Source organism: Paraburkholderia metrosideri (assembly GCF_904848625.1).
GTDB classification, from domain to species: domain Bacteria; phylum Pseudomonadota; class Gammaproteobacteria; order Burkholderiales; family Burkholderiaceae; genus Paraburkholderia; species Paraburkholderia metrosideri.
Genome location: NZ_CAJHCP010000015.1, coordinates 1 through 25399, shown reverse-complemented (window position 1 = coordinate 25399; position 25399 = coordinate 1). Strand labels below are relative to the sequence as shown.

Sequence of the window (25399 nt, the reverse complement as noted above, 5' to 3'; positions counted from 1 at the left end):
CACCCGCTTCGAAATGCGTCGACCGGCGAGATTCCGTCCGCACGCCGACGCCCCCACGCCACCCAGGCACTTACCTGATACCTCACTGCGGCAACACTTCGCCCTTCGTCTCCGGCGCGAACGGAATCACAAACAACCCGATCACAAACGCAATCGCGGTCAACGCAACCGGCACACCCAGCGTATGCATGTGCAGCACCGTCGCGCCGAGCAAAAAGTTCACGCCCGCCCCGACAAACCGCCCGAACGACGTGCAGAACGCAAACGCCGTCGCGCGAACCCGGGTTTCGAACTGCTCCGGTAGCCACAAGCTGAATAACGCGAAATTGCCGCCGAAAAATCCCAGCACGCACAGCCATGCGATGAACGGCGCAAGCCCGTTCGGCAGATAGAACGCCCAGCCGAAACTGCCGACGATCGACACCGCCATCCCCACGAAATAAATCGCCAGGGTCTTCTTTCTGCCGATACGTTCAGCGATCGGCGGCAACGCGAGACAGCCGATAATCGTCGCGATCGACAGCAGCCCGGTGGCCAGCGACGCCGTCCGGATCGCATCGGCTTTGCCCATACCCGCGCGCGTCGCCAGTTGAATCACTGCGGTCGGTTCATACACCGCACCGGCCCACAAGCCGATGATGGCGATCGTCAACAGAATGCAGGCCACCCACGTGCGGCGCCGGTACACCGGCCCGAGAATTTCGCGCAGCGGCCTGCTGCGCACGGCATTCGCTTCCGCCTTCTGCCATTTCTCCGGCTCCTTCACACGCAGCAAAATCAGAATCGCGACGACCACCGGAATTGCGCCGGTGAGGAACATCGCGCGCCAGCCGAAATGCACGCCGATCGTGTAGTTGAGCGCCGCCGCGAGAAAGAAGCCCGCGTAATAACCGGTCTGCAGATAACCCGCGCCCATCTTGCGACGATCCTCCGGCCACGCTTCCGCCACATAGGTTCCGGCCAGCGCCCACTCGCCGCCAATGCCCACACCAGCAATGAAGCGGTAAATGCCCAACTCCCAGACGTTCGTCGACGTCGCAGCAAGTCCCGTGAAAATCGCAAACGTGAAGATCGTGCCGGCCAACACCTTGGTGCGCCCGAAGCGGTCGGCAAGCGGCCCCCAGATGAACGACAGCCCCCATCCGACCAGAAACAGCGCAAACAGAATCGAACCGGCCAGACCGACGTTTGCGGGCGTCGCCGCGAAGCCTGAGCGCGGCAGCAGTTCGGTCAACGCGGGCGCGAGAACCAGCGCATAGATGAACGAGTCCATGCCGTCGAGGGTCCAGCCGGCCCACGCTCCCCAAAATCCTACGATCTGCGAACGATTGAGCGGCGTACGGCGCCGCGCGACCGTCGAGCGGTCGGTTAATGAACTCATCGTGCTCCTCCAGCCCTACGGTTGACTGACGCAATGTGAACGACAGAATGACGTGTTGCTTACGATTAAATTCGCAGCTTCTTACAACAACTGAAAAACCACACAAAACCCGTTCCGCTGAAAATTTTCCCGACTTTGCCCGAGTTTAATTGGCGTCTTTTTATATATAATATTTGATACTATGAGCGACGCAATTGATGGTTTTCCCCTGGACGCCCCGGCACGCAACCCGCTGTTACCGGCTGCGCCGCCGCGCGAGAGCACGTCCCGCGTGATTGCGGAAGCATTGCGCGCGGCGATTGTCGACGGCACCTTGGCGCCTGGTGCACCGCTCAGGCAGGACGCAATTGCGCGGCATTTCTCGGTTAGCGCAATTCCCGTGCGCGAGGCGTTGCGCCAGCTCGAGAGCGAAGGCTGGGCGCGCGCCGCCGTGCATAAAGGCGCAACCGTCGCCCCGCTATCGGCGGATGAAGCACGCGAGATCTACGAGATCCGTTCCGCGCTCGAGAGTCTGGCGCTGGGTCTCGCGATCCCCAGCCACACGGCCGCGACGCTGCGCGAGTGCGCCACGCTGTGTCATGCCGCCGAGCGCGAAGGGAACCCATCGTTGTATGTCGAACGCAATGCCGCGTTTCATATGAGCCTGTATGCGCCCGCCGGGCGGCCGCAACTCGAAGACATGATCGGCACGCTGCATCGGCGCGGGGAAAGGTACTTGCGGCTCAAGTTCGGCTTGCCGTCGTACAAGGGCGAGTCGGACAATGAACACGCCGCGTTGCTCGACGCCGTACAACGCCGTGACATTCCGACTGCACAATCGCTGGTCGTCGCGCATCTGCTAGGCACCGGCAACCTGCTCCATCGTTTTCTGACCGAACGCGCGCAAGCTGAAGCCGCGCTTGCGAATCAACCGAAGCCGCGCGGCCGACGTCCGCGCACCACCCCCGGGAGCTGATTGAGCCGATGACTGCGCCGATGAATAAGCCGCTAACCCGTTCCGCCGAAGCCGCTGCGCCGCCCGCTTCCGCGCGTTCATGGACCACCCGTCGCGACGAGAAGAACCGTCGCCTCGCGGCCATCGCACCCTGGCTGGAAGACGGCGTGCTGCCGCCACACCGCATCGTCGATGCGCTCGAAACATTGATTCAGCCAGGCGATCGCGTCGCGCTCGAAGGCGACAACCAGAAGCAGGCCGACTTCCTGTCGCGCTCGTTCGCCAAAGTCGATCCGCAGAAGATTCACGACGTGCATCTGCTGATTTCGAGCATTGGGCGCCCCGAGCACCTGACGCTGTTCGAACGCGGCATCGCGCACAAGGTCGACTTCTCGTTCGCCGGGCCGCAGAGTTTGCGGGTCGCGCAATTGCTCGAAGACGGCCAGCTCGAAATCGGCGCGATTTATACGTACGTCGAACTGTATGCGCGGATGTTCGTGGACCTGACGCCGCACGTCGCGCTGCTGTGCGCGGAAAAAGCCGACCGTCACGGCAATCTGTACACCGGGCCGAATACCGAAGACACCCCGACCATCGCCGAAGCCGCCGCGTTCCGGCACGGCATCGTGATCGTGCAGGTCAACGAGATCGTCGATGAACTGCCGCGTGTCGACATACCCGGCTCGTGGGTCGACGTGATCGTGCAAGCCGACCGTCCATTCGCCGTCGAGCCGCTGTTCACGCGCGATCCGCGCCACATCGGCGATCTTCAGGTGTTGACCGCGATGATGGTGATTCGCGGCATCTACGAGCCCTATGGCGTGACGTCGCTCAACCACGGCATCGGCTTCGATACGGCGGCGATCGAATTGCTGCTGCCTACCTACGGCGAATCGCTCGGGCTGAAGGGCAAGATCTGCCGCAACTGGACCTTGAATCCGCATCCCACGATGATTCCCGCGATCGAGTCGGGTTGGGTCGACAGCATTCACTGTTTCGGCAGTGAAGTCGGCATGGAGGCGTATATCGAAGCGCGGCCCGATGTGTTCTTCACGGGCAACGACGGCAGCCTGCGTTCGAACCGTGTGCTGTGCCAACTGGCCGGGCAATATGGCGTCGACCTGTTTATCGGCTCGACACTGCAGATCGATGCTGACGCGAATTCGTCGACCGTCACACGCGGGCGGCTCGCCGGTTTCGGCGGAGCGCCGAACATGGGCCACGATCCACGCGGACGGCGTCATTCGAGCGAAGCGTGGCTCAAGCTGTTGCGCGATCAGGGGCCCGTGTCGCGCGGCCAGAAGCTGGTCGTGCAAATGGCCGAGACCTATAAGAAAGGCGGCGAACCCACCTTTGTCGATGAACTCGACGCAGTCGCGGTCGGCGCAAAAAGCGGCATGCCGATCGCGCCGGTAATGATTTATGGCGACGACGTGAGCCATGTCGTCACCGAAGAAGGCATCGCGCATCTGCACAAGGCCGAAGGTATCGACGAACGGCGCGCGGCCATCGCCGCGGTGGCCGGTGTGACGCCGATCGGTTTGCGCGCGAAGCCGGAGAAGACCGCCGAGTTGCGTCGGCGCGGCATCGTCGCGTATCCCGAAGACCTCGGCATTCGACGCGGTGAAGCGAAGCGTTCGTTGCTGGCTGCCCGCAGCATCGACGATCTGGTCACGTGGTCCGGCGGTTTGTACGAGCCGCCGGCACGCTTCAGGAGCTGGTAACGATGGCGCCCGCTGCTGCTGTGTTCAGGCGCGCGGACAACTCGCTGGCGTCGACGGCGTGCGTCGAAGTCAGCGGAACGCCCGAGCGCGCCCTTCTCTCCGACGCTCAACTCGCCCATTACGCGATCACTGCGCTAATCGACGAAGCCCGACTCACACCGAAGCCCGCGCTGGTCGACCAGCGCGGCAGCGGCGCGCATCGCGACCTCGATCTCGCGACGATGCTGCGCTCGGCGCATGCGCTCGAAGCCACGTTCGCGGCGCTCGCGCGGACCTCACGCCGCCGTGGCGAGCCGTCCGCGTTGCTAAGAACCGAACTCGCGCAGATCGGCCGTCAAGGCGAGCAGGACATGATGAACGCCACCGGCGGCAGCAATGCGCATCGCGGCGCCATCTGGATCATCGGCTTGCTGGTCGCAGGCGCTTCTCTCGCGCTGCGCGGCGGCGAATCGGCGCGACTGCACGCATCGCAAATCTGCACACTCGCCGCGCGAATCGCCTGCTTCCCGGACCGCTTCGCTGCACCCGCCCCCGACAGTCACGGCGAACGCGCTCGCCAACGCTACCAGGTCGGCGGCGCACGGCAGGAAGCGCAGGACGGCTTCCGTCATGTTATCGACGTGGGTTTGCCGTTTTTGCACGCGGCGCGCACACGCGGCATCGACGAAAACGCCGCGCGTGTCGATACCCTGCTCGCCATCATGGCTTCACTCGACGACACCTGCCTGCTGCATCGCGCGGGCCTGGCCGGCCTGCACGCGGGCCAGCACGGCGCGCAACGCGTGCTGCAGGCAGGCGGCTACTCGACGTCCGCGGGCCGCGCCGCGCTTGCCGCGCTCGAACACGATTTGCTGTCGCTCAACGCATCGCCGGGCGGCGCAGCCGATCTGCTCGCCGCCACTCTTTTTCTCGACATGCTGGCGCACCACGACGCCAGCCGGAGCCCAGACTCATGGAACATCTGACCTTCGACTATCCGGCGCAACGTGCCGTCACAACCCGCGCGCATGTCGGCGTGGTCGGCTCCGGCGATCTGGAAGTGCTGCTCACGCCCGCCGATTCCGCCAGCACGCTCACCGCGCACGTGGTCGTACGCACCAGCGTCGACGGCTACAGCCACATCTGGAAAAGCGTGCTCGACCGTTTCTTCACCCGCTACGACGGCGCCGCGCAAATCGAAATCAACGACTTCGGCGCAACGCCTGGCGTGGTCGCGCTGCGCCTCGCCGAAGCCGTCGAAGCCGCTGAAGAAGGAGACGCTGCATGAGCACGCCTTCCAGCACACTGACTAGCGCCCATTCCGCCCCGCTGTTGCGCGACAGTTTCATCGAATTGCCGGCGCGCGAACGCGCCCGCTCGCTGCTCGACGCGGGCAGCTTCCGCGAACTGCTGGGTCCGTTCGACAAAATCGAATCGCCGTGGCTGCCGCTGCAAGGCGTCGTCTGCCAGGCCGACGACGGCTGCGTGATCGCGCGTGGCACCATCGACGGTGAACCCGCTGTGGTCGCCGCGATCGAATCCGCATTCCAGGGCGGCAGCATCGGCGAAGTGTCGGGCAGCAAGATCGCCGCGGCGTTGGAAATGGCGCTACGCGATTGCGAGCGCGGCAAGATCGTGCGCCCGGTCGTGTTGTTCGAAACCGGTGGCGTGCGGCTTCAGGAAGCGAACCTCGGCCTCGCGGTGATCGCCGAAATGCAGGCGGCGATCGTCGCACTGCGCCGGCATGTACCGGTGGTCGGCGTGATCGCGGGCATGGTCGGCTGCTTTGGCGGGATGTCGCTCGCCGCCGCGCTGTGCTCGTATCTGATCGTGACGAAGCAGGGGCGGCTCGGTATGAACGGTCCCGAAGTGATCGAACAGGAAGCCGGGATCGATGAACTCGATTCAAGCGACCGCCGTCACGTGTGGCAATTAATCGGCGGTGAACAACGCGCGGCGACCGCGCTGGCGGATCAGCTCGTCGACGACGACGCCGACGCGGTCCGCCATGCGGTGCATGCCGCTTTCGCGCAAGGCGTGCCGGCCGCCCATCGCAGCGAACAGGTGGACACGTTTCTGAATCGCCTCGCGCAGATCGATCCGGCCAGCGTCACGCCGGAAAGCATGCGCGATGTTTATAACCCGTCCGCACAGAACGCCACGCGCAAGGAGCAATCATGAGCGAGACCCAACTCAGCCGCGGCGCGCGCTGGTTCCACGCTCTGGCAGGCGAAGCTGGCGGCAACGCGCCCGTGTGGAGCGGTGACGCTTCCGTTGGCGGCGAAACCGCGCGCTTCATCAGCGTCGTGCCCGATCCGGCCAACCGCTTCCCGCGCGCGGTCGATAACGTCGTCGGTCTGGAGCAAGGCTGGCTGCTGGCGAAGGCTGTGCGCGAAGTCATCGCACAAGACGCGGCGAGCGGCACGCGCCGCCCGATCGTCGCCATCGTCGACGTGAAAAGTCAGGCGTATGGCTATCGCGAGGAAATGCTCGGCATTCATCTGGCCTGCGCCGCTGCCGTCGATGCGTATGCGAGCGCACGCGATGCAGGTCATCCCGTGATCGCGCTGATCGTCGGGCCGGCGATGTCGGGCGCCTTCCTCGCGCACGGCTATCAGGCCAACCGGATCGTCGCACTCGACGCGCCCGGCACGATGGTTCACGCGATGGGCAAGGAAGCTGCCGCGCGGGTCACGCGCCGCACGGTCGAAGCACTCGACGCGCTCGGCGAAACCATCGTGCCGATGTCGTACTCGATGGCGTCGTTCGCGAAGCTTGGCCTGCTCGACGAGTTGATTCAAGGCGTCAATGCCGATGCACCCGACGCGTCGCAGATCGAGCACGTGCGTCAGGTGTTGGCCGCGCAGATTCGCAGTGCGCGCGACGGCCAGCGAACCTTGTCGCATCGGCTGGAATCGGCGGCGGCGCAGAAGAATCGCGCGGCGTCGATCGAGGTGCGGCGGCGTCTTGCCGAACAGTGGGATGCCGTGTGATGCGGGTCTGCGCGGCGCCGCCTTATGCTGTTGCCGATCGCGCAGCGTCGTCGTGCGACGCGCGATGGCGTCCGCATGACTTGCTGCGCTTGCGGCGCCTGCCGGTGTTCGATGACGAACCGGCATGGGTCCGCGACGCTTTCGCGCGCGCGCCGTATGCAGTGGTCAGACGCGCGTTAGCTGCCGACGATGTGATCGCGATTGGCGTACGCGGCGCTGAACGCGCGCAGCGCTACGGCACATGGGCGCATGCCGGCGACGTGCTGAATGTCGTGCCACCCGAAGCGCTGATACTCGCCACCCCGCTTTCCGGGCGCAGCGCGTTGCCGCCGTTCGTCGCGCTCGCCCACCTCGTCGCCCAGCAAACCGACGCGAACTCGCCTTTGAGCCAATTCGCCTGGGGCCCGACAGGTAGCGCCGGTTTTGAACTCGCCACGCAGGTGCCGGCGGTGACCGGATCGAGCGATCTCGATCTGCTGATCCGCACGCCCGAACCGCTATCGCCGCACATCGCCGCCGCGTTGCTCGAGCAACTGCAAACGCTCGCGACACAAACGGCGATTCGCGTGGATGCGCAACTCGAAACGCCCGCCGGCGGGGTCGCGCTCGCCGAATGGGCCGCGCGCAAGCCGCGCGTGATGGCGCGCCATGCACGCGGTCCGCAATTGCTTGCCGACCCGTGGGCAAGCGCCGAGGAAGGCCGCATCTGATGCTCGCGCTGCTTTTTCCGGGCCAGGGCGCGCAGACAGACGGTTTCCTGCATAACCTGCCAACCCATCAAACCGCGCGTGCCACGCTCGATGAAGCGTCGCACGTGCTCGACATCGATGTACTGACGCTCGACACGCCCGACGCGCTACGCTCGACCGTCGCGGTGCAAACCGCTTTGACGATTGCGGGTGTCGCCATTGCGCGCGCCCTCGCCGCTGAAGGACTTGCGCCGCAGATCAGCGCGGGGTTATCGGTGGGCGCTTATCCGGCGGCGGTCAGTTGCGGCGCTGTGCAATTCGACGACGCATTGAAGATGGTTCGCCGTCGTGCCGAGTTGATGGAGACCGCGTATCCATCGGGCTATGGTCTCGCGGCAGTGTCGGGTTTGACCGAGCATCAACTGGAACGACTCGCCCAGCAGCATGCCGATGAAACCGGTCAGCGCGTGTATATCGGCAATGTGAATGCGCCACGCCAGATCGTGATGGCCGGCGCAAATGCCGCGCTCGATACGTTTATTGAACGTGCGCTGGCGGCGGGTGCGCGCAAGGCCACCCGCCTCGCGGTCAGCGTGCCGTCACATTGCGAGTTGCTCGCGCAGGCCACCGACGAACTGATCGCCTACGCACGCAAGGTGCCTTTTCAAACGCCGCAAAGCACTTACGTCGGCAATCGTGGCGGCCGCCCTTTGTACACGGCAGACGCGATCCGCGACGATCTCGCCACCAATATGCGCTACACGGTGCGCTGGTTCGACGCGCTCACGGTCATGCAGGAAATGGGCGCGCGCGTACTGATCGAAGCACCGCCGGGGCAGGTGCTGACCGACATTACGCGCGAGTATTTCCCGCAGACCACGACGTTAGCCGCGAGCACTTTTACGGAGTTCGACAGACTCGTGGCGACCGCCACCCGACGTCTGAAAACCGGTTGAGGTCACGCAGAATGCGTGAGTCCGCCAGCAGACTCACCATTCACTCACGCCTGTTCAGGTGCGCGCCCTAACACCTGCGAATCGGACGCCGTGGCCGATGCGTCGCCATGCTTGCGTTCGCGTCCCGCCGTCGCCACCGCACCGGTCCCTCCGGGGCGACGCGCCGACTTCGCATGCCGTTCGATCAACCGTTGCAGCAGACAGAACGCGCACAGCAACGCGCCGATCACGATACGTGTCCACCACGAACTGAGCGTACCGTCGAACGTAATCAGCGTCTGGATCGTGCCGAGAATGCCGACGCCGAACAGCGAGCCGATCACATAGCCCACACCGCCCGTCAGCAACGTTCCGCCGATCACCGTGGCGGCGATCGCGTCCAGTTCCATGCCCTGCCCCTGCAAGCCATAGCCCGACAGCACGTAGAACGTGAACACTGCGCCGCCAAGCGCCGAACAGAAGCCGCTCAGCGCATACACGCCGATCCGCGTATGGGCGACCGGCAGGCCCATCAGCAACGCCGAACGCGGGTTGCCACCGACCGCATACACGTTGCGCCCAAAGCGCGTGAAATGCGCGACGTAGATCGCGGCCACCAGCGTCACCAGCGCGATCAGCACGTTTGCCGTCACCGAGCCGACGCCGATGCTCAGGCGGAACGCGGAGATCTTCGCGAACGTGGGATCGGTGATCGTGATCGACTGGGTCGTGATCAGGAAGCACAGGCCGCGCGCGAAGAACATGCCGGCCAGCGTGACGATGAACGCCTGCAGACGGAAGAAGTGAATCAACGCGCCCTGGATCGCGCCGAACACGGTGCCCATCACCAGCACGATGGGGATGATCACCCACACCGACCAGTGCATGTGCTCGGACAACACGGCCTCGACAATCGTCGTCAGCGCGACGACCGAGCCGACCGACAGATCGATCCCGCCTGACACGATCACGAAGGTCATGCCGATTGCGACGATCAGCAGGAACGCATTGTCGACGAGCAAATCGAGCAACACCTGCCATGAGAAGAAGCCGGTGTACATCACCGAGCCGAAACCGAACAGCACACAGAACAGCAGGATCGTGACGGCGATCGGCAGCGTACGCGGATCGACGATATGCGACCACGCATCGAGAATTCGTCTCATCGTGCCACCCCGCGATGGGTAAAGACCGACATCGCCAGCCCGCGTGCAGTCGGCGACTGGATCACGCTCACCGCGAGCACCACGGCCGCCTTGACGACCAGGGTGGCTTCGGGCGGCACGCCGATTGAATAAGTGGTGTAAGTCAACGTCTGAATGATCAGCGCGCCGAGCACGGTGCCCGCGAAGCTGAAGCGGCCCCCCAGCAGCGACGTGCCACCGAGCGTGACGGCGAGAATCGCGTCGAGTTCGAGCAGCAGGCCGGCGTTGTTGCCGTCCGCGCTGCGCACGTTCGAACTGATGAGGATGCCGGCCATGGCCGCCGTCAATCCCGAGAAACCGTACACCGCGAACACGAGCGCTTTGGAGCGCAAGCCGACCAGACGCGTCGCCACCGGATTCACTCCAATGGCCCGGATGAACAACCCGAGTGCGGTGCCTTCGACGATTGCCGCCGTCGCCAGCACGGCCACGGTGGCAATCCACACCGAACACGGCACGCCGAGCCAGTAGCCTCCGCCGACAAACAGATAACCCGCCGCACCGATCGGAATGATCTGCCCGGCGGTGAGCAATTGCGCGATGCCTCGCCCGGCGACCATCAGGATCAGCGTGGCGATGATCGGCTGCATGCCGACAAACGACACCAGCAGACCGTTCCACATACCGCTCAGCACGCCGACGATCAACGCCGCCACCAGCGCCTGCGCGATCAGCGCGCCGCTCGGCTCGGCCTGCGTCGTGAGAATCGTAGCCGCTGCCGCGCCCGCGATCGCCACCACCGCGCCGACCGAAATGTCGATGCCGCGCGTCGCGATCACCAGCGTCATGCCGGTCGCGACCAGCACCAGTGGCGCGGCGCGGTTCAGCACGTCGATCGGCGCGCCGAACAGATGGCCGTCGAGCATCCGCAGCGACAGGAAATGCGGATTGACCCACAGGTTCAGAATGCACAGCAACACCAGCGTGACACACGGCCAGATCAATGGACGCTCGACGCCGTCGCGCACGAACCAGTTCGATAGCTTCATTCGCCGCTCCCCGCGATGAGTCGATAGATATTGTCTTCAGTCGAGGCTTTGCCGGCCACTTCCGCAATCTTGCGGCGGTCGCGCAACACCGCCACGCGGTGACTGACGCGCAGCACTTCGCTGATTTCCGACGAAATGAACAGGATGCTCAAGCCGTTCGCACAGAGCGCCAACAGGCGATCCATGATGTCGAACTTCGCGGCGACGTCGATGCCGCGCGTGGGTTCGTCGAGGATCAGCAATTTGGGATCGGTGGCGAGCCAGCGCGCGAGCAGCGCCTTCTGCTGATTGCCGCCGGACAGCAGGCCAATCGGCTGCTCGGCGTCGGACGCCTTGATGCCGAGCCGTTCGATCCACAAGTCGGCGATTTCGCGCGCCCTTTGGCGGCTGATCTTGCGCCACCAGCCACGGCGTGCCTGCAACGCCAGCAGAATGTTTTCGCGGATCGACAGTTCGGCGACGATGCCCTCTTTCTTGCGATCTTCCGCGCAATAGCCGATACCGTGGCGCACCGCGTCGCGTGGCGAGCGCAGCCGCACTGGCTGTCCGTTGACGAGAATCGTGCCGCTGTCCGCGCGGTCTGCGCCGAACAGCAGGCGCGCGGTTTCGGTGCGGCCCGAGCCGAGCAAACCGGCGAGGCCGAGAATCTGGCCCGGCTGGACGTCGAGGTCGATGGGTTGCAGCGTGCCGCGTCGTCCTACGCCGCGTAGTTCCATGAACGGTTTGGCTTTGGACGCGGCGTGCGGTGCAGCGTCGCTGGTTTCGCCGGTTTCGCTGGCCGGGTCGGCCGCAGCATGTTCGTGCGACGCTTCGCGCAAACGCGCGCTCATCCGCTCGTGGCCCACCATCTTCGACACCAGTTGATCCGCCGGCAAATCGCGGGCGAGATATTCGCCCTCGCGCTCGCCGTTACGCATCACGGTGATACGGTCGGAAATCGCGTACGTCTGCTCGATAAAGTGCGTGACGAACAGGATCGCAATACCCGATTGCTTAAGATGGCGAAGTATTTTGAAAAGCTGTGCGACTTCGCTGTCGTCGAGACTCGAAGTCGGCTCGTCGAGAATCAGCACCCGCGCATCGACGGATAACGCACGCGCGATTGCCACCATCTGCTGCACGGCGATCGGATACGCGTCGAGTGAACGGGTCACGTCGAGCGACACGTCGAGCCGCGCCAACGCAGCCTGCGCGCGCCGCTTGATATCGGCCCAGTCGATTGCGCCAAAGCGCCTGGGCTGCCGGCCCGCAAAAATATTTTCTGCCACCGACAGGTTCGGACACAGATTCACTTCCTGATACAACGTGCGCACGCCGGCCGCTTCGGCCTCCTGCGGCGACGCGAACGCGACCACTTCGCCGCCGAGGCGGATCGTGCCGGCATCAGGCGCGACGACGCCGGTCAGCACGTTGATCAAGGTGGATTTGCCGGCGCCGTTCTGCCCCATCAGCGTGTGAACCTCGCCGGGAAACAGACGGAAATCGACGCCCTGGAGCGCTTTTACGCCCGGGAATGTTTTGCTGACGCCGGCGGTGGCCAGAATGGGTTCGTGCGCGTTCGCGGCATCACGTGCGCCCGTTGTGCCATTCGTCGGCGAATTCGATTCGGAAGCGGAATGGGTCATAGACCTCGCTCGATAGGCAATGCGGGGGTTCGGCGGGCTCCAGCGCCACTCAGCAACGATGAGTCCTGAAAAGAGACCGCCCGCTGCCGAAGCAGCCAGGCGGTCAGGCACCACTGGAGAACCTTTTCGCTATATCCGTACTACGCCGGTTCGCTGCGCCGCCATTTTTGTGCGGTTCATCAGGAAAGCTTAGTACTTCGCCCAACTACTTCGCGTCAGTATTTGCGCGTCGGCAATGTCTGCGCGGCAACGCTCATCGGGAACACCGTTTCCTGCGTGAGGATGCGCTTCGGCAGCGGCTTGCCAGCCACGACGTCCTTCACTGCCGACATCAGTTGCGGTCCGAGCAACGGGCTGCATTCCACATCGACGTTCATCTTGCCTGCGGCCATGGCCTGGAAGCCGCCCTTGGTGGCATCGAACGAAACGACGGTGATGTCCTTGCCCGGATGCATGCCGGCTTCTTCCATCGCCTGGATCGCACCGAGCGCCATGTCGTCGTTATGCGCATAAACTACATTTATTTTATTTCCGTAAGTCTTGATAAACGCTTCCATGACCTGCTTGCCGCCGGCCAGCGTGAAGTCGCCGCTTTGCGACGCGATGATCTTGAATTTGGGATCGTTCTTGATCACTTCCATCAGACCGGAGTGCCGGTCATTGGCAGGCGCGGAGCCGACCGTTCCCTGAAGTTCGGCGATGTTGACGGGACCTTGGTCGCTTTTATAGTGATCTTCGAGCCAGTGACCGCCGCGCCGACCTTCTTCCATGAAGTCCGAGCCGATCATCGTCACGTACAGCGACGGGTCTTTCACATCGATATTGCGGTCGGTCAGAATCACCGGAATCTTGGCGGCTTTCGCTTCGAGCAGCACCGGTTCCCAACCCGATTCGACGACCGGCGAGAACGCGATCACATCCACTTTCTGCGCGATGTACGAGCGGATCGCTTTGATCTGGTTTTCCTGCTTCTGCTGGGCGTCGGAGAATTTGAGCTTGATCTTCGCGTCCGCGGCGGCGGACTTCACCGATTCGGTATTCGCGGTTCGCCATGCGCTTTCCGCGCCGACTTGCGCAAAACCCAGCGTAATCTGTTTATCTTGCGCATATGCGCCCGGCGTGGCCAGCGTCAGCGCGCCGATGCCCGCGGACAGTGCGAGTGCGCCCAACGCACGACATGCGGCACGTCGTTTATTCGCCATGACTTGTCTCCTGATCTTTGTTGTGTAGGCGACCCAGCAAACCTGCCCAGCCCTTGCGGCCCTCAAGGTGCGTGGATCGTGATGTAGCGTAGTGTGCGGGGCGTTACCCGTCCAATCATATGATTCGCGTCCGCGATACCAATTTTGGTATAACGGGCGGGATCGGTGTCGGCGTGGCCCTGAACTGTGCGCTCGGGTGTGTTTCGGATGGTCTTTCGATAGCGCAACCGAGCCATCGGCTTTCTTATGTGCTTACCTGGTGCGCATAGTCACGTGGCAGTTGTTTCTACGAATTGGCCTCGCGACCGGCTACGAGCGGACGGGCGCGCGCGATGTCACCCAGCGGAACGTGAGGTTGATACGCTCTCCCGCCACGCGCGGCTCCTTCGGCACACGATGCCTCCACTCCGCCTGCGTATTGCCCTTCATCACCAGCAGGCTGCCGCCCTTCAGCGAGAACGACTGCACGACGCCGGTCTTGTTATGCCGCAAATCGAAAGTACGTGCCACGCCGAGGCTGACCGACGCAATCACGGGATGAAGGCCGAGTTCGGGCTCTTTGTCTGCATGCCAGCCCATGCTGTCGGTGCCGCTGCGGTAGCGGTTAATCAGCACGCTGTTAAAACGGGCGTCGCACGCCACTTCAACGGCGGCCTTGAGTTCCGCCACGGTCGGTGTCCACGGCTGCGGGATATTGCGGATGCCTGAGTAGACATAGACGGCGTCGGGTTCGCCTTGCCATGCGGTCAGCCGCGGCAACGGTACGCGCCCGGCGGGCGTGCCGATGACGTCCTGCCGCCACGCGACTTCATCGATGAGTTGCGTTAGAGCGCGCGTTGCAGCAGCGGGCTCGAGCCAGTCGGGATACCAGTCGACGTCGGGCGTCGGCAGGTCGTTGAAAAGATCCATGATCAGATGCCGGATGCGATCGCGCGAACCACGCGTGCGGGTGAGAACGTTGGCTATTATGGCGGCAACGGCAAACGCCACGTTGCGCTGTCGTTCGACTGCTTTCAGCGCATCTCACTCGGGCATCTCACTCCTTACTCCCAGAGGCACCCTTCATGACTCTCTCCGATGCGGCACTCGACCAGCTTTTCCGCGAGGCACGCACGCACAACGACTGGCAACCGAAGGCCGTCGACGACGCCGTGCTCAGGCAACTCATCGAACTGACCTTACTCGGCCCGACGTCCGCCAATTCGAGCCCGGCTCGCTTCGTCTTCGTCAAATCGCCGGAAGCGAAGGAAAAGCTGCGGCCGGCCCTGTCGCCGGGCAACCTCGACAAGACGATGGCCGCACCGGTGACGGCGATTGTCGGAATGGATATGGCGTTTTACGAGCATCTGCCGAAACTGTTTCCGCATACGGACGCGCGCAGCTGGTTCGCCGGTAACGACAAGGCGATCGCCGATACCGCCTTTCGCAATTCGACGCTGCAAGGCGGCTATCTGATTGTCGCTGCTCGCGCGCTGGGCCTGGATACCGGACCGATGTCGGGCTTCGATGCAGCCAAAGTCGACCAGGCGTTCTTTGCCGGCACGACCGTCAAGTCGAACTTCCTGATCAATCTCGGCTACGGCGACCCAGCGAAGCTATTTGCGCGCAGCCCGCGTTTCTCATTCGACGAAGCCGCGCGCATTGTGTGATACGTCGCGCTGAGCCATGGTGCGTTCAACTGAAAAGCGCGATGTAAAACACCACTGCGCCGATCAACGCGCCGACGAAGCAGAAGCCCTCGCCCTCATCAGCGTCGTCGCCACTGGAGCGCACCCAGGCCCCGACAACGCCGAATAGTCCGGCGATGCCCAGCGCGACGCATAGCATCGTCACGTCGAATAACGCGCTTCGGCCAAGCTCGGAGAAATCGATGTTGTGCACACCCGCGTACAACGCAATCGCCATCAATGATATGACCACGAGCGGCAGCATCACATGGCGCCCCTCTCGTCCGACGTGGTGCGCATGATGCGCATGACGTAGCGGGTGACTTGTTCTGAGCAGTTTCATGATGTGCCTCCTCGCCCTCTCATGGCGACAGAACCAGCCGTTATTGCATGGCCACGGTCCTTGCGGCACACGTAAAATCAGCTGCTTCTCTTTGAGAATAGTCCACGCGAGAACACAATTCAAAGCCCATTTAATTGGCTTGTATGTGCGCGCAGAACCCTCATGCGCGCCACATGGATTTGCTGCGAAACGCGACCCTCGCACTGGCTTTCAGACATCGCGTGGGCAATCTATCAACGTTAAATCTGATAGCTTCGGCAAGCACTTAAACATGCCGGTAGAATGGGTCGGCTACTTCGCTTCGGCATCACTGCTGCACTGCCGCGGTCGACCAAAAACCCGCGCCTTCGCTTCGTGCCGGCCCCTTCCCGCCCTGATCCTCTCTATGCGCCGCTCATCGTTTCTTGTCCGCATCATCCTGATTGGCATCATGTTGCATATCTATGTCGGCCTGCGTCTGATTCCAGATACGCCGGTCGATACGACCGGCCGCTGGCTGATGGCGTTGTGGCTCGTGTTGTCGATCTTTCTGATTCCGCTGGGCATGCTGGCGCGCAGTATCAAACGGCAGCCGCTCGGCGACCGACTCGCCTGGGTCGGGCTGCTCGCCATGGGTTTCTTCTCGTCGCTGCTGGTGCTGACGTTCGCGCGCGATCTGGTGCTCGCGTCGCTGCTTACCGTCGATGCCATCTGGCCCAACTCCATTGCAATTCATCACTGGCGCATGGGCTCGGCGGCAGCAGTACCTGTGCTCGCGCTACTCTCGACGCTGGTCGGCCTGTTCAACGCACGCCGTCGCGCCAAAGTAGTCACGATCGATATACCGATCGACGACTTGCCGACCGAACTCGACGGCTTCACGATTGTTCAGATCAGCGATATTCACGTTGGCCCGACGATCAAACACCGGTATGTCGATGCGATCGTCGACGCAGTGAACCGGCTCAAACCTGACCTGATTGCCGTGACCGGCGACGTGGTGGACGGCAGCGTGCCGCAGTTGACCCGGCACACGCAACCCCTGTCTCGCCTGAGCGCACGTCATGGTGCGTTTCTGGTTACCGGCAACCACGAGTACTACGCGGGCGCAAACGCATGGATTGACGAATTCCGCCGCCTCGGTCTGACCGTTCTGCTTAACGAGCACGTGGTGGTGAATCACAATGGCGCACGCGCCGTCATTGCCGGCGTGACCGATTATTCCGCGGGACATCACGACCCGTCGCATCGCAGCGACCCCGCTGCGGCGATTGCCGGCGCGCCTGGCGACGTGCTGATCAAAGTGCTGCTCGCACACCAGCCGCGTTCCGCTGAAGCAGCTGCCGCAGCAGGTTTCACGTTGCAGCTCTCCGGACACACCCACGGCGGTCAGTTCTTCCCGTGGAATTTCTTTGTGCGCTTCCAACAACCGTTTACCGCTGGTCTCGCAAGACTGAATGGGCTGTGGGTTTATACCAGCCGTGGCACCGGCTACTGGGGCCCGCCCAAGCGGCTGGGCGCGCCGTCAGAAATTACGCGCGTGCGGCTTGTGCCGGGCGAACCCGATTAGCGTGAAGCGTGTTGTTGAGCGTTGTAATCGGGCCGGCGACACTCGTTACAGCGCGGGTGCCACCGCCACACTCACTTGCGGCGCAAACACGACCGACACCTGCATGCCCGGCGCGACGTCGGCGACCGTTGCCGGCTCGCGTCCCTGAATATGAAACACCGTGCCATTCGCACGCTTGAGCGCCATCACCCCGGAAGCGTGATCGACCGCCTGGACCTCGGCGCTCACGCGTTCGATCGTATCCGGCTGGGCCGCCGGACTCTGGCTATCCGCCGGCTGCACGACACGCACCACCGCGCTGCGCACCATACGAAGCTGGACCTTCCCGCCCTGGGTGATCTGCGTGAGGCTGCGTGCGTCAGTGATATTGAACGATGCTTCGTGGCCCTGCGCGTCGAGCACGGTCAGCGAGTTTTGCGCCGGGTTTATCGATTTGACCACGCCATCAGCCTGCAACGTGCTGGTGCCTTCGAAAGCAGCGGGCAAACCTGCGGCGTTCGATACGAGCGGCGCAACTACCAATAACGCAGCGGCGATCATGCCGGAAGCTTTCACTTTCATACATTCCTCAATTGAACTGAACGGCGGAAACGACGGTGTCGTGCTGCTAAACCGGCTGCGACAAAACGAAGAAAAAAAAGGCAGTGCGCGCAGCACGACGACTGCAAACAGTGTGTTTTCCGGGATGATCACCGTCAATATTCGGAGTCCGTATCTAAGCAAGGATAGTTCTGATCTGACAGAAGAAATTTCCTCACGCTATTCGCAAGGGTTTCGACAGATCACCGGCTCCCCGGCTTGACTTAACTTTGCACAGCCGCCTAAAATTCGCCCACTTCAATCAACCGGAATCACGATCTTGGACAGTAGCAGTCGTACCTGTCGAGCTTCGATTCGCCCGATCGCCTGATCGGCAAGATTTCCGCGTCAGTTTCCACACTGTCGCCGTCTTGCCTTCGGGCCAGACGGTGCACGTCGTTCACATCCCCGTTTTGATAGTCAGACGTTGACAGTACAACGCCGCATGGTTCGATCCCATGCGATGCGTCACATTCGCCGCTGTCAACGCCGCGAGCTTTCGCTCGTGTAATGCGTCACGCCTGAACCGCCCGCCTCCCGCGAAGGAGACGCGCGGCTGTCACGCGTCTGGTTCACACTGCGCGAACACGCGCCCCACTCTTTCTTAACGATGACACTCGAATTCGTCTGGCGGCTGATGGCCGCCTTCGCCTGCGGCGTCGCAATCGGCCTCGAGCGGCAGATGCGCCAGCGCAATGCCGGCCTGCGCACCATTACGCTGGTCGCGAGCGGCGCCTGCCTGTTCGTCACGCTGGGTGTGCTGACCGGCAATGGCACCTCCGGCATCACGCAGATCGCCGCGTATGTCGTGTCCGGCGTCGGCTTTCTCGGCGGCGGCGTGATCATGCGCGACAAAGGTTCCATTCAGGGGATCAATACGGCGGCAACCTTATGGTGCTCGGCGGCGGTCGGCGTGCTATGCGGCGCAGGTCACTATGGGCCGGCGCTGGCCGGCACCGCCGTGGTGCTGCTGACCAATACGGTGCTGCGCGAAGTGAGCCGCACGATCAACGCGACGCCGGTTTCAAACGCCGATCTCGTGCGCGAATACGTGCTGACGATCGTCTGCAAGGAAGCCGACGAGATCCATATCCGCACCGCTATTTCAAACTCGATGTACTCGGCGCCGCTGTCGTTCCAGAGCCTGACGAGCGAAGACGTGGATAGCGATTCCGGCCGCATTCGTGTGACAGCAACCCTCAAGCTGCATCCCAAGGATCAGTCGAAGCTCGAACAGATGGCTGGCCGTTTAAGCATGGAAAAGAGCGTCTCCAGCGTCAGCTGGACAGCGAAAGAAGCGGAGCCGACGCCGGAGTAATACGACTGCCGCACGTCGCGCATGAGTTCCCCGGATCGACGTGCATCGTCTACACTTAGCTTGCAACAGATTCAGACAATGTTAATTCAGCGTCCTGAGCATGGACTGTCCCATAACCTTCGACTAAGCTCTGTCACCGTGATTTCTTCACACACAACCAGGGAGTCTCGAATATGGAACACGGCATCATTGCATGGCTTATCATCGGCGCGATTGCGGGCTGGCTGGCCGGCGTACTCGTCAAGGGTGGCGGCTTCGGCCTGATCGTCGACATCATCGTCGGGATTGTCGGCGCGTTCATTGGCGGCTGGCTTGCCGGCGTACTGCACATTTCGCTCGGTGGCGGCTGGATCGGCTCGATCATCACAGCGGTGATCGGCGCAGTCGTTCTGTTGTTTATTATCCGGCTCATCCGACGAGGGTGATCGTAGCGTAGCCAACGTTTCAACGCGTCAGGGGCGAACGCCGCCTGACGCCTGTTGTGCTTAGCGTCCCAACGCTTCCAGCCCTGCCTCAGCCGCCACCAACATCGAGCCGGTATCACGTAGCCGCGTGTGCCAGGCAAACGCCTGATCCAGTTGATGCGGCGTTTGTCCGCCCCACTTCAACGCGTCCCGATAGTAATCCCGCAGCAGATCGCGATACAGCGGATGCGCGCAGTTCTCAATAATCAGTGTCGCGCGTTCGCGCGGTGCGAGGCCGCGCAGATCGGCAAGACCCTGCTCGGTCACGACCACATCCACGTCGTGTTCGTTGTGATCGCAATGCGGCACCATCGGCACGATGCTCGAAATGCGACCGCCCTTCGCCATCGACTTCGTCGCAAAAATCGCGCATGACGCATTGCGCGCGAAATCGCCCGAGCCGCCAATGCCGTTCATCATGTGCGTGCCGCCCACGTGCGTCGAATTCACGTTGCCGTAAATGTCGAGTTCGAGCGCCGTATTCAACGCGATCAGACCCAGCCGGCGAATGACCTCAGGGTGGTTGCTCACCTCCTGTGGGCGTAGCACGAGCCGGTCGCGATAACGTTCGAGCTCGCCGAACACCTGCGCCTGACGCGCGGCAGACAGCGTGATCGATGCACCCGAGGCGAACGTTACCTTGCCGGCATCCATGAGGTCGAAGGTGGAGTCCTGCAGTACTTCTGAGTAAATTTCAAAGTTGTCGAATGGCGAATCGACGAAGCCCGCCAGCACAGCATTAGCAATCGTGCCAATGCCCGCCTGCAACGGCGGCAGCTGCGCCGGCATGCGTGCGCGCGACACCTCATGCTGGAAAAATTCAATCAGATGGCCGGCAATCAACTCGGTGTCTATATCGGCGGGCAATACCGTCGACGAACTGTCGGCCATGTTCGTGATCACGATTGCCGCGATTTTTTCGAGCGGGATCTCGATCGCCGGTGTGCCGACGCGGTCGCGCGCGCGGACGATCGGCAGCGGCTCACGGTAAGGTCTGCGACCCGGAATCCAGATGTCGTGCAGCCCCTCGAGCGCGAGCGGTTGCGCCAGATTGATTTCGACGATCACCTTGTCGGCAAGGATCGCGAAGCTGGCTGAATTACCGACCGACGTAGTCGGCACAATGCCGCCGGTCTCGGTGATCGCGGCGGCTTCGATAATCGCAACGTCGATTTTGCCAAGCTGGTTTGCGCGCAGCATCTCGACCGTTTCGGACAAGTGCTGATCGACGAACATCACTTCACCGCGATTGATCGCATCACGCAACGTCTTGTCGACCTGAAACGGCAAGCGGCGCGCGAGCACGTTCGCCTCGGTGAGCATGCGGTCCACGTCATGACCGAGCGATGCGCCCGTCATCAGCGTAATGCGCAGCGGCGTGCCTTCCGCGCGTGCGCGTTCAGCCAGCGCGACAGGGACAGCCTTGGCGTCGCCCGCGCGCGTAAAGCCGCTGGCGCCGACGCGCATGCCGTCCTGAATCAGAAGCGCCGCCTCGGCGGCCGATGTGATTTTGCCGCGCAATGCGGCACAACGAATCCGGTCTTCGTACATGAAACGAGTCTCTCCATAATCACCAGTCTGGTCTGCCGATGCGCACGTCTGCGGTGTGCTTCACCCGGTAGACAGGTCGTCGCGCTGGCCGCGGCGTCTCGACAGGACAGCGTCGCGGCCAGTGACTTCGCCGCTCGCAACATGCTTGCGGCGGGTGTTGCTCATACGTCAGTTACTACGCGTGATACTTCACGATGGTCGAATCAGCTACCGGAGTAGATGTTGCAGAAGCTCACAGGACCCACGCACACTTCAGCTTTGCTCTTCGGCACGTCGGCACGGCTGCGTGCATTGACACGATTGACGCTATCGGCGCGCTGGACAGTTGCTTGCGCGACCTGTTGTTCCTGAGTAGCCGGCGCCGACTGTGCATGAGCGACAGCAGCAGACAACGAGCAGGCAATCAGGGCGATCTTCAACATTTTCATTTCGTTCTCCAGGACTTACGGTGACTGCGAGGCAGTGATGAAACTATATGACCGCCGCCTACCCAGATAAACCGGGCTGTCCGGAAGTGATCTTTCTATCTGGCAGAAGGATCGAGCCGCGTGACAGCACACAATGTGCGGCTTCAACGCGCGTTAAACGGTGAGTCCTTGTCGAGCAATGCCGTGCGGATGAAATGCAGACAGCTGAGAATGCGCTGCACGTCATGGCGTTTTTCGCGGTCTGCATGCACGATTTGCAACAGGTCCTGAGCGATCCACGTGGCGGAGCGGACCGAGACGAGCGCGCTGTCCAGTGCTCGCGGGCCCGGCTGCTCGAAGAGTTGTGCAAGGTCATCGCGGACTCGTTCCATGCTGCTGCGCCAACGCGGATGCAACTCATAGGCGTACGCAGAACGAGCCGTTTCGTTGCGCAGATCTATCACGGCGTGACCCACTTCGAGCGTGACAAGCATCCAGCGCAATGCCTGTCGCCGACGCCGCGTGTGCCGCGTCAACAGCATCCGCAGTTGCGATGTCAGGTCGTGCGTGCTCGACTGAAAGCGCTGGTTAAGTCCCGGCAATTCGTCGTTGCACGCGGAGACGGCCTGGGCGCGCAAATCGCTCATGATTCTTCTCGTGAGCCAGGGCATGTCAGCGGGGAAAACCACCGCAGAGACGATCGCCGACAACAACATCGACACCGTGACGGCGATGCCGTTGTTAATCAGCAGATCCGGCGCATAGCTGACAACGTTATCCGGCCCGGCGAGCAGACAGAAGAACACCGCAAAGCCGATGCCATATCCCGCAGCGCCCTTCCGGGTCGCGATGAACGCACCGGATGCGAGCACGGGTGCAAGCATCGTGCAAAGCAGCGGAAAGCCGTCGATGTTGGGATATACGTAGCACGTGAATAGATAGCCGGTCATGGTCGCGAACACGGCGCCGATGCCCATTTGCACGGACATCTTCGGCGGGTTCGGTGCGGTGGACGTGAGCGCGCACGCGAGCGCCGCACCGATCACGGCAAGGCCGCCGCTCGGCCAGTCGGTTGCGATCCAGAACGAGCTGGCGATCGCCATCACCACTGCGCAACGCACGAACGTGAACGCGACGACAAAGCCATTGGTACGGCTCACGTAGCGGCTCGTGCTGCGCGGCTGGCTCGCTGGCTTACGTTGCGCTAACGACGACGTGTATGTCTCCGAATAGCGGATCCATTCGTCGACGAAACGGTATAGCAACTCTGCTGCGGTATCGAAGTCGGCCAGCGATTCACGCGGCGAAGCTTCCAGAGGCCGTCTCGTTTCACGCATCCGGCGGGGCAACGTCGATTGAAAGAGCCGTAAGTGCGTCGCGAGTTGCGACGCATCTGGAACAGCGCGGTCGAGTTGTGGCTGGAAATGCGCGGCAAGTTCGTGGAAATACGGCTTGATGGCGGTTGCCATCGGTTGCGATCCGCTCGCGCGCAGACGCTTCAGCAATTGATGCAGCGCGTGCAAGCGCGCACACGCATCCATGAATTCGCCGTTCAGACGACCGAGATGCTGACTGCGCGAGCGCATCGCCGGATCTTCAAAGGCCGCGAACGTACGCGTCGCTTCGAACCCGACGATTTCATCGACAAGGCCCGCAAAGCGCCGCTCGAACTGACCTCGTTCGATTCCGCCATTGAGCACATCGGCAGCGAACACCGTAAAGTTTGCATACCGGATCTGCAGCGCGTGACGCAGTGCCAGGCTGGAGCGCTGCGGCACGATCAACGCGCTGACAGCACTCGAACACACGATGCCGACCGCCACTTCCGCCGCGCGCGTGAGCGCCGCCAGAAACAGAGCGTTCGGTGCGGTGACGTTCGGAATGCCGATTAGCGCAGCGGTGTATCCCGCCAGCACGAAGCCGTACCATCTGAAATGTCGATACCGGACTGCGGCTGCAATACAGGCGCTTACCCACGCAATCATGCCGAGCATATACAGCTCTGGCTGCTGGACGAACAGCGCGCCGAGCACCAACGCCGCCATGGTGCCGACCGCAGTGCCGAGAATCCGGTAGAAGCTTTTCGCGAGTACCATCCCGCTGAAGGGCTGCATCAGCACGAACACCGTGGTCATTGCGATACGCGGCTGCGGAAGATCGAGCAGCATCGCAATACCCAGCGCCAGCAAACCCGCAGTGACCGTTTTCAGCAGGTGCAGCCAGATCAGACCGTCGCTGTTCGCCCAGTCGCGAATCGCGGGGCTGAGCGTTCTCTGGCTGAACGATTGCCACATGGCGCTCCACGGGCGGAAGAGGTCCCCCGAAGATCTGATCGCATGTTGGCGTTTCATCTGAAAGCAGTGCGCCCCGATTGGTCGCTGAAAAAAGCGCCGGCGAAGACTGCGCACACCGGCAGGCAAGGCGCCGATTGTAGGAGCATGCAGTGCGCGCATTAAGGGGACGATCAGGGAACGTCCCTTCCAGAACCGACAACAATGCGCCTCCGGGAGAGGCGGACAATACGGCTTCTGCCGTGAAATAGAAGGATCGATGGATACGTTACAAAATATGCGGGTGTTCGTGCGCGTGGTCGAAGCCGGTAGTTTTACTGCCGCCGCGCAGTCGCTCAATTCGACGACGGGCGCTATGTCCCGCGCCGTCTCGGAACTTGAAACGCATTTGCGTACCCGGCTGCTGAACCGTTCGACCCGACGGCTTGCGCTGACCACTGCGGGCGAGCGTTATCTGAAGCGATCGCAACAGATACTTGCCGACGTCGATACCGCCGAGGAAGAAGCAAGTTGCGCGCACGAGCGTCCGGCTGGCGCGTTGCGCATGCATAGCTTTGCCAGTATTGGGCAACATTACGTGTTGCCGGCGATTTCGCGATATCGCGCGTTGTATCCAGAAGTGACGGTCGAGTTGACGTTGTCGCAACGCATGCCGGATCTTTTTGAAGGTAGCGCGGATGTTGCAGTGATTGGCGCCTCCACGTTGCCCAATTCGGACCTCGTGTCGCTTCCGCTGGGCACCACTTTCAGCATTTTGTGTGCGTCGCCCGCGTATGTGCGCGCGCACGGCGCACCGCAGAAGCCTGGCGAGCTGACGCATCACGAGTGTCTGATCCTGCACACGCCGGCATTTCCTCCGCACGAATGGGTACTTGACGGCCCGAATGGCAGCGAGATGATGGAGGTGAACGGGCCCGTGCAAGTGAACATCGCGGAGTCGCTGATCGTCGCGATTCGCGAAGGAATGGGTATCGGTATGGTGCCGCTGTACGCGGCCATTTCGGGGTTGCGCGATGGCACGCTGGTGCGCGTGTTACCGGACTATACGCTGCAGAAGATGAACGTTTATGCGCTGTATCCGTCCCGTAAGTTCATCGACGCAAAAACGCGGACGTGGGTGGAGTTCTTGCGCACACATCTGCCAAAAGTGATTGCACGCGACGAGGCGCTGCTTGCTGAGGTTGGCAGGGCGGATTCGAGCGAGGCTGCGGTGTTGGTTGAGAGTGGTGGTGCGGGTGGTATTGGTGGTGGTATTGGTGGTGGTAATGCCGGTGGTAATGCCGGTGGTAATGCCGGTGGTAATGCCGGTGGTAATGCCGGTGGTATCGCGGGTGGTAATACGGGGGATGTCGCCGCGCAGTGAGTCGGGGCTCAGTGGCGGGCACGGCGAATATAGGTAATCAAGCGCCGCCACGATGGGTTTTTCTTGAGTCGGCGACGGGACTGACGAAGTGCCAATCCCGCTGACGGTTCCTCGCTGATGGCGTTCAGGATCCGCACCCGGGATGGGCGGGCGATGTGGGCGCACGCAGCGCTACGCAATCGCCAGGGCCGGGTAACGGCTTTCACGCCGG

25 protein-coding genes and 1 pseudogene are annotated in these 25399 nt (G+C 62.4%); 14 read left to right on the top strand and 12 right to left on the bottom strand.

What is annotated here, in order from left to right:
• Positions 1–82: 82 nt before the first annotated feature.
• Positions 83–1381 (bottom strand): MFS transporter, encoded by a 1299-nt coding sequence (locus tag LMG28727_RS28260; protein WP_201645635.1) that lies wholly within the window; start codon positions 1379–1381, stop codon positions 83–85.
• Positions 1382–1562: 181 nt separating this feature from the next.
• On the opposite strand from LMG28727_RS28260, the gene LMG28727_RS28255 reads away from it, so the two are divergent.
• Genes LMG28727_RS28255 through mdcH form a run of 8 tightly spaced genes read left to right on the top strand, consistent with a single transcriptional unit; the run spans position 1563 to position 8656 of the window.
• Complete coding sequence (locus LMG28727_RS28255; RefSeq protein WP_201645634.1) at positions 1563–2336, top strand: GntR family transcriptional regulator; 774 nt, start codon at positions 1563–1565, stop codon at positions 2334–2336.
• 20 nt (positions 2337–2356) lie between these two features.
• Positions 2357–4039 (top strand): malonate decarboxylase subunit alpha, encoded by a 1683-nt coding sequence (mdcA, locus tag LMG28727_RS28250; RefSeq protein WP_201645633.1) that lies wholly within the window; start codon positions 2357–2359, stop codon positions 4037–4039.
• 2 nt (positions 4040–4041) lie between these two features.
• The gene (locus LMG28727_RS28245) at positions 4042–5004 is read left to right on the top strand and encodes a triphosphoribosyl-dephospho-CoA synthase (RefSeq protein WP_201645632.1); all 963 of its coding nucleotides are present in this window, start codon (positions 4042–4044) and stop codon (positions 5002–5004) included.
• Positions 4992–5306: a malonate decarboxylase subunit delta gene (locus tag LMG28727_RS28240; RefSeq protein ID WP_201645631.1), complete on the top strand. Its 315-nt coding sequence runs from the start codon at positions 4992–4994 to the stop codon at positions 5304–5306. Before LMG28727_RS28245 ends, LMG28727_RS28240 begins: the two co-directional genes overlap by 13 nt.
• Positions 5303–6199, top strand: a complete 897-nt coding sequence (locus tag LMG28727_RS28235) for a biotin-independent malonate decarboxylase subunit beta (RefSeq protein WP_201645630.1) — start codon at positions 5303–5305, stop codon at positions 6197–6199. The genes LMG28727_RS28240 and LMG28727_RS28235 overlap by 4 nt, the downstream gene beginning before the upstream one ends.
• On the top strand, positions 6196–7011 hold the full coding sequence (gene mdcE, locus LMG28727_RS28230) for a biotin-independent malonate decarboxylase subunit gamma (RefSeq protein ID WP_201645629.1): 816 nt from the start codon (positions 6196–6198) through the stop codon (positions 7009–7011). Before LMG28727_RS28235 ends, mdcE begins: the two co-directional genes overlap by 4 nt.
• The gene (locus LMG28727_RS28225; RefSeq protein ID WP_201645628.1) at positions 7011–7721 is read left to right on the top strand and encodes a malonate decarboxylase holo-ACP synthase; all 711 of its coding nucleotides are present in this window, start codon (positions 7011–7013) and stop codon (positions 7719–7721) included. Before mdcE ends, LMG28727_RS28225 begins: the two co-directional genes overlap by 1 nt.
• Positions 7721–8656: a malonate decarboxylase subunit epsilon gene (mdcH, locus tag LMG28727_RS28220; protein WP_201645627.1), complete on the top strand. Its 936-nt coding sequence runs from the start codon at positions 7721–7723 to the stop codon at positions 8654–8656. Before LMG28727_RS28225 ends, mdcH begins: the two co-directional genes overlap by 1 nt.
• A 44-nt stretch (positions 8657–8700) precedes the next feature.
• Here mdcH and yjfF read toward each other — a convergent pair whose 3' ends face one another.
• The 5 genes from yjfF to LMG28727_RS28195 all read right to left on the bottom strand — a co-directional run bounded on the left by yjfF (position 8701) and on the right by LMG28727_RS28195 (position 14565).
• A complete protein-coding gene (gene yjfF / locus LMG28727_RS28215; RefSeq protein WP_201645626.1) occupies positions 8701–9801 on the bottom strand; it encodes a galactofuranose ABC transporter, permease protein YjfF in 1101 nt (366 codons plus the stop codon).
• Positions 9798–10829, bottom strand: coding sequence for an ABC transporter permease (locus LMG28727_RS28210; RefSeq protein ID WP_201645625.1), 1032 nt, complete (start codon positions 10827–10829; stop codon positions 9798–9800). The genes yjfF and LMG28727_RS28210 overlap by 4 nt, the downstream gene beginning before the upstream one ends.
• Positions 10826–12454 (bottom strand): sugar ABC transporter ATP-binding protein, encoded by a 1629-nt coding sequence (locus tag LMG28727_RS28205; protein WP_201645624.1) that lies wholly within the window; start codon positions 12452–12454, stop codon positions 10826–10828. Before LMG28727_RS28205 ends, LMG28727_RS28210 begins: the two co-directional genes overlap by 4 nt.
• 215 nt (positions 12455–12669) lie before the next feature.
• On the bottom strand, positions 12670–13656 hold the full coding sequence (locus LMG28727_RS28200; RefSeq protein WP_201645623.1) for an ABC transporter substrate-binding protein: 987 nt from the start codon (positions 13654–13656) through the stop codon (positions 12670–12672).
• Positions 13657–13965: 309 nt separating this feature from the next.
• Positions 13966–14565, bottom strand: coding sequence for an alpha-ketoglutarate-dependent dioxygenase AlkB family protein (locus LMG28727_RS28195; protein WP_201645753.1), 600 nt, complete (start codon positions 14563–14565; stop codon positions 13966–13968).
• Positions 14566–14720: 155 nt separating this feature from the next.
• On the opposite strand from LMG28727_RS28195, the gene LMG28727_RS28190 reads away from it, so the two are divergent.
• Entirely contained in the window at positions 14721–15305 is a 585-nt protein-coding gene (locus LMG28727_RS28190) for a malonic semialdehyde reductase (RefSeq protein WP_201645622.1), read from the top strand.
• Between the two features lie 25 nt (positions 15306–15330).
• Here LMG28727_RS28190 and LMG28727_RS28185 read toward each other — a convergent pair whose 3' ends face one another.
• Positions 15331–15666: a hypothetical protein gene (locus tag LMG28727_RS28185; RefSeq protein WP_201645621.1), complete on the bottom strand. Its 336-nt coding sequence runs from the start codon at positions 15664–15666 to the stop codon at positions 15331–15333.
• A 385-nt stretch (positions 15667–16051) separates the two neighbouring features.
• Between LMG28727_RS28185 and LMG28727_RS28180 the strand changes: the two genes are divergently transcribed.
• Complete coding sequence (locus LMG28727_RS28180; protein WP_201645620.1) at positions 16052–17215, top strand: metallophosphoesterase; 1164 nt, start codon at positions 16052–16054, stop codon at positions 17213–17215.
• Between the two features lie 45 nt (positions 17216–17260).
• Here LMG28727_RS28180 and LMG28727_RS28175 read toward each other — a convergent pair whose 3' ends face one another.
• Positions 17261–17776, bottom strand: coding sequence for a hypothetical protein (locus tag LMG28727_RS28175; protein ID WP_201645619.1), 516 nt, complete (start codon positions 17774–17776; stop codon positions 17261–17263).
• Between LMG28727_RS28175 and LMG28727_RS28170 the strand changes: the two genes are divergently transcribed.
• The 3 genes from LMG28727_RS28170 to LMG28727_RS28160 all read left to right on the top strand — a co-directional run bounded on the left by LMG28727_RS28170 (position 17754) and on the right by LMG28727_RS28160 (position 19537).
• Positions 17754–18017: a hypothetical protein gene (locus LMG28727_RS28170; protein WP_201645618.1), complete on the top strand. Its 264-nt coding sequence runs from the start codon at positions 17754–17756 to the stop codon at positions 18015–18017. The two genes, LMG28727_RS28175 and LMG28727_RS28170, sit on opposite strands and share 23 nt — an antisense overlap.
• Positions 18018–18404: 387 nt before the next feature.
• Positions 18405–19112, top strand: coding sequence for an MgtC/SapB family protein (locus LMG28727_RS28165; RefSeq protein ID WP_201645617.1), 708 nt, complete (start codon positions 18405–18407; stop codon positions 19110–19112).
• A 173-nt stretch (positions 19113–19285) separates the two neighbouring features.
• Positions 19286–19537, top strand: a complete 252-nt coding sequence (locus LMG28727_RS28160) for a GlsB/YeaQ/YmgE family stress response membrane protein (protein ID WP_201645616.1) — start codon at positions 19286–19288, stop codon at positions 19535–19537.
• A 60-nt stretch (positions 19538–19597) separates the two neighbouring features.
• Here the strand turns inward: LMG28727_RS28160 and LMG28727_RS28155 are convergent, their stop codons facing one another.
• From LMG28727_RS28155 to LMG28727_RS28145, 3 genes are all read right to left on the bottom strand, one after another.
• A complete protein-coding gene (locus tag LMG28727_RS28155) occupies positions 19598–21127 on the bottom strand; it encodes an acetyl-CoA hydrolase/transferase family protein (protein ID WP_201645615.1) in 1530 nt (509 codons plus the stop codon).
• 203 nt (positions 21128–21330) lie between these two features.
• Positions 21331–21555 carry a hypothetical protein gene (locus LMG28727_RS28150; protein WP_201645614.1) on the bottom strand — a complete coding sequence of 75 codons (225 nt, stop codon included), beginning with the start codon at positions 21553–21555 and terminating at the stop codon, positions 21331–21333.
• Positions 21556–21698: 143 nt separating this feature from the next.
• On the bottom strand, positions 21699–23885 hold the full coding sequence (locus tag LMG28727_RS28145; RefSeq protein ID WP_201645613.1) for an FUSC family protein: 2187 nt from the start codon (positions 23883–23885) through the stop codon (positions 21699–21701).
• A 199-nt stretch (positions 23886–24084) separates the two neighbouring features.
• On the opposite strand from LMG28727_RS28145, the pseudogene LMG28727_RS28140 reads away from it, so the two are divergent.
• Positions 24085–25000 (top strand): annotated as a pseudogene (locus LMG28727_RS28140) (LysR family transcriptional regulator); the annotation flags it as partial.
• 196 nt (positions 25001–25196) lie between these two features.
• On the opposite strand, the gene LMG28727_RS34845 reads toward LMG28727_RS28140, so the two are convergent.
• A partial coding sequence (locus LMG28727_RS34845) for a hypothetical protein (RefSeq protein ID WP_407945878.1) occupies positions 25197–25399 on the bottom strand: 203 nt, incomplete at its 5' end.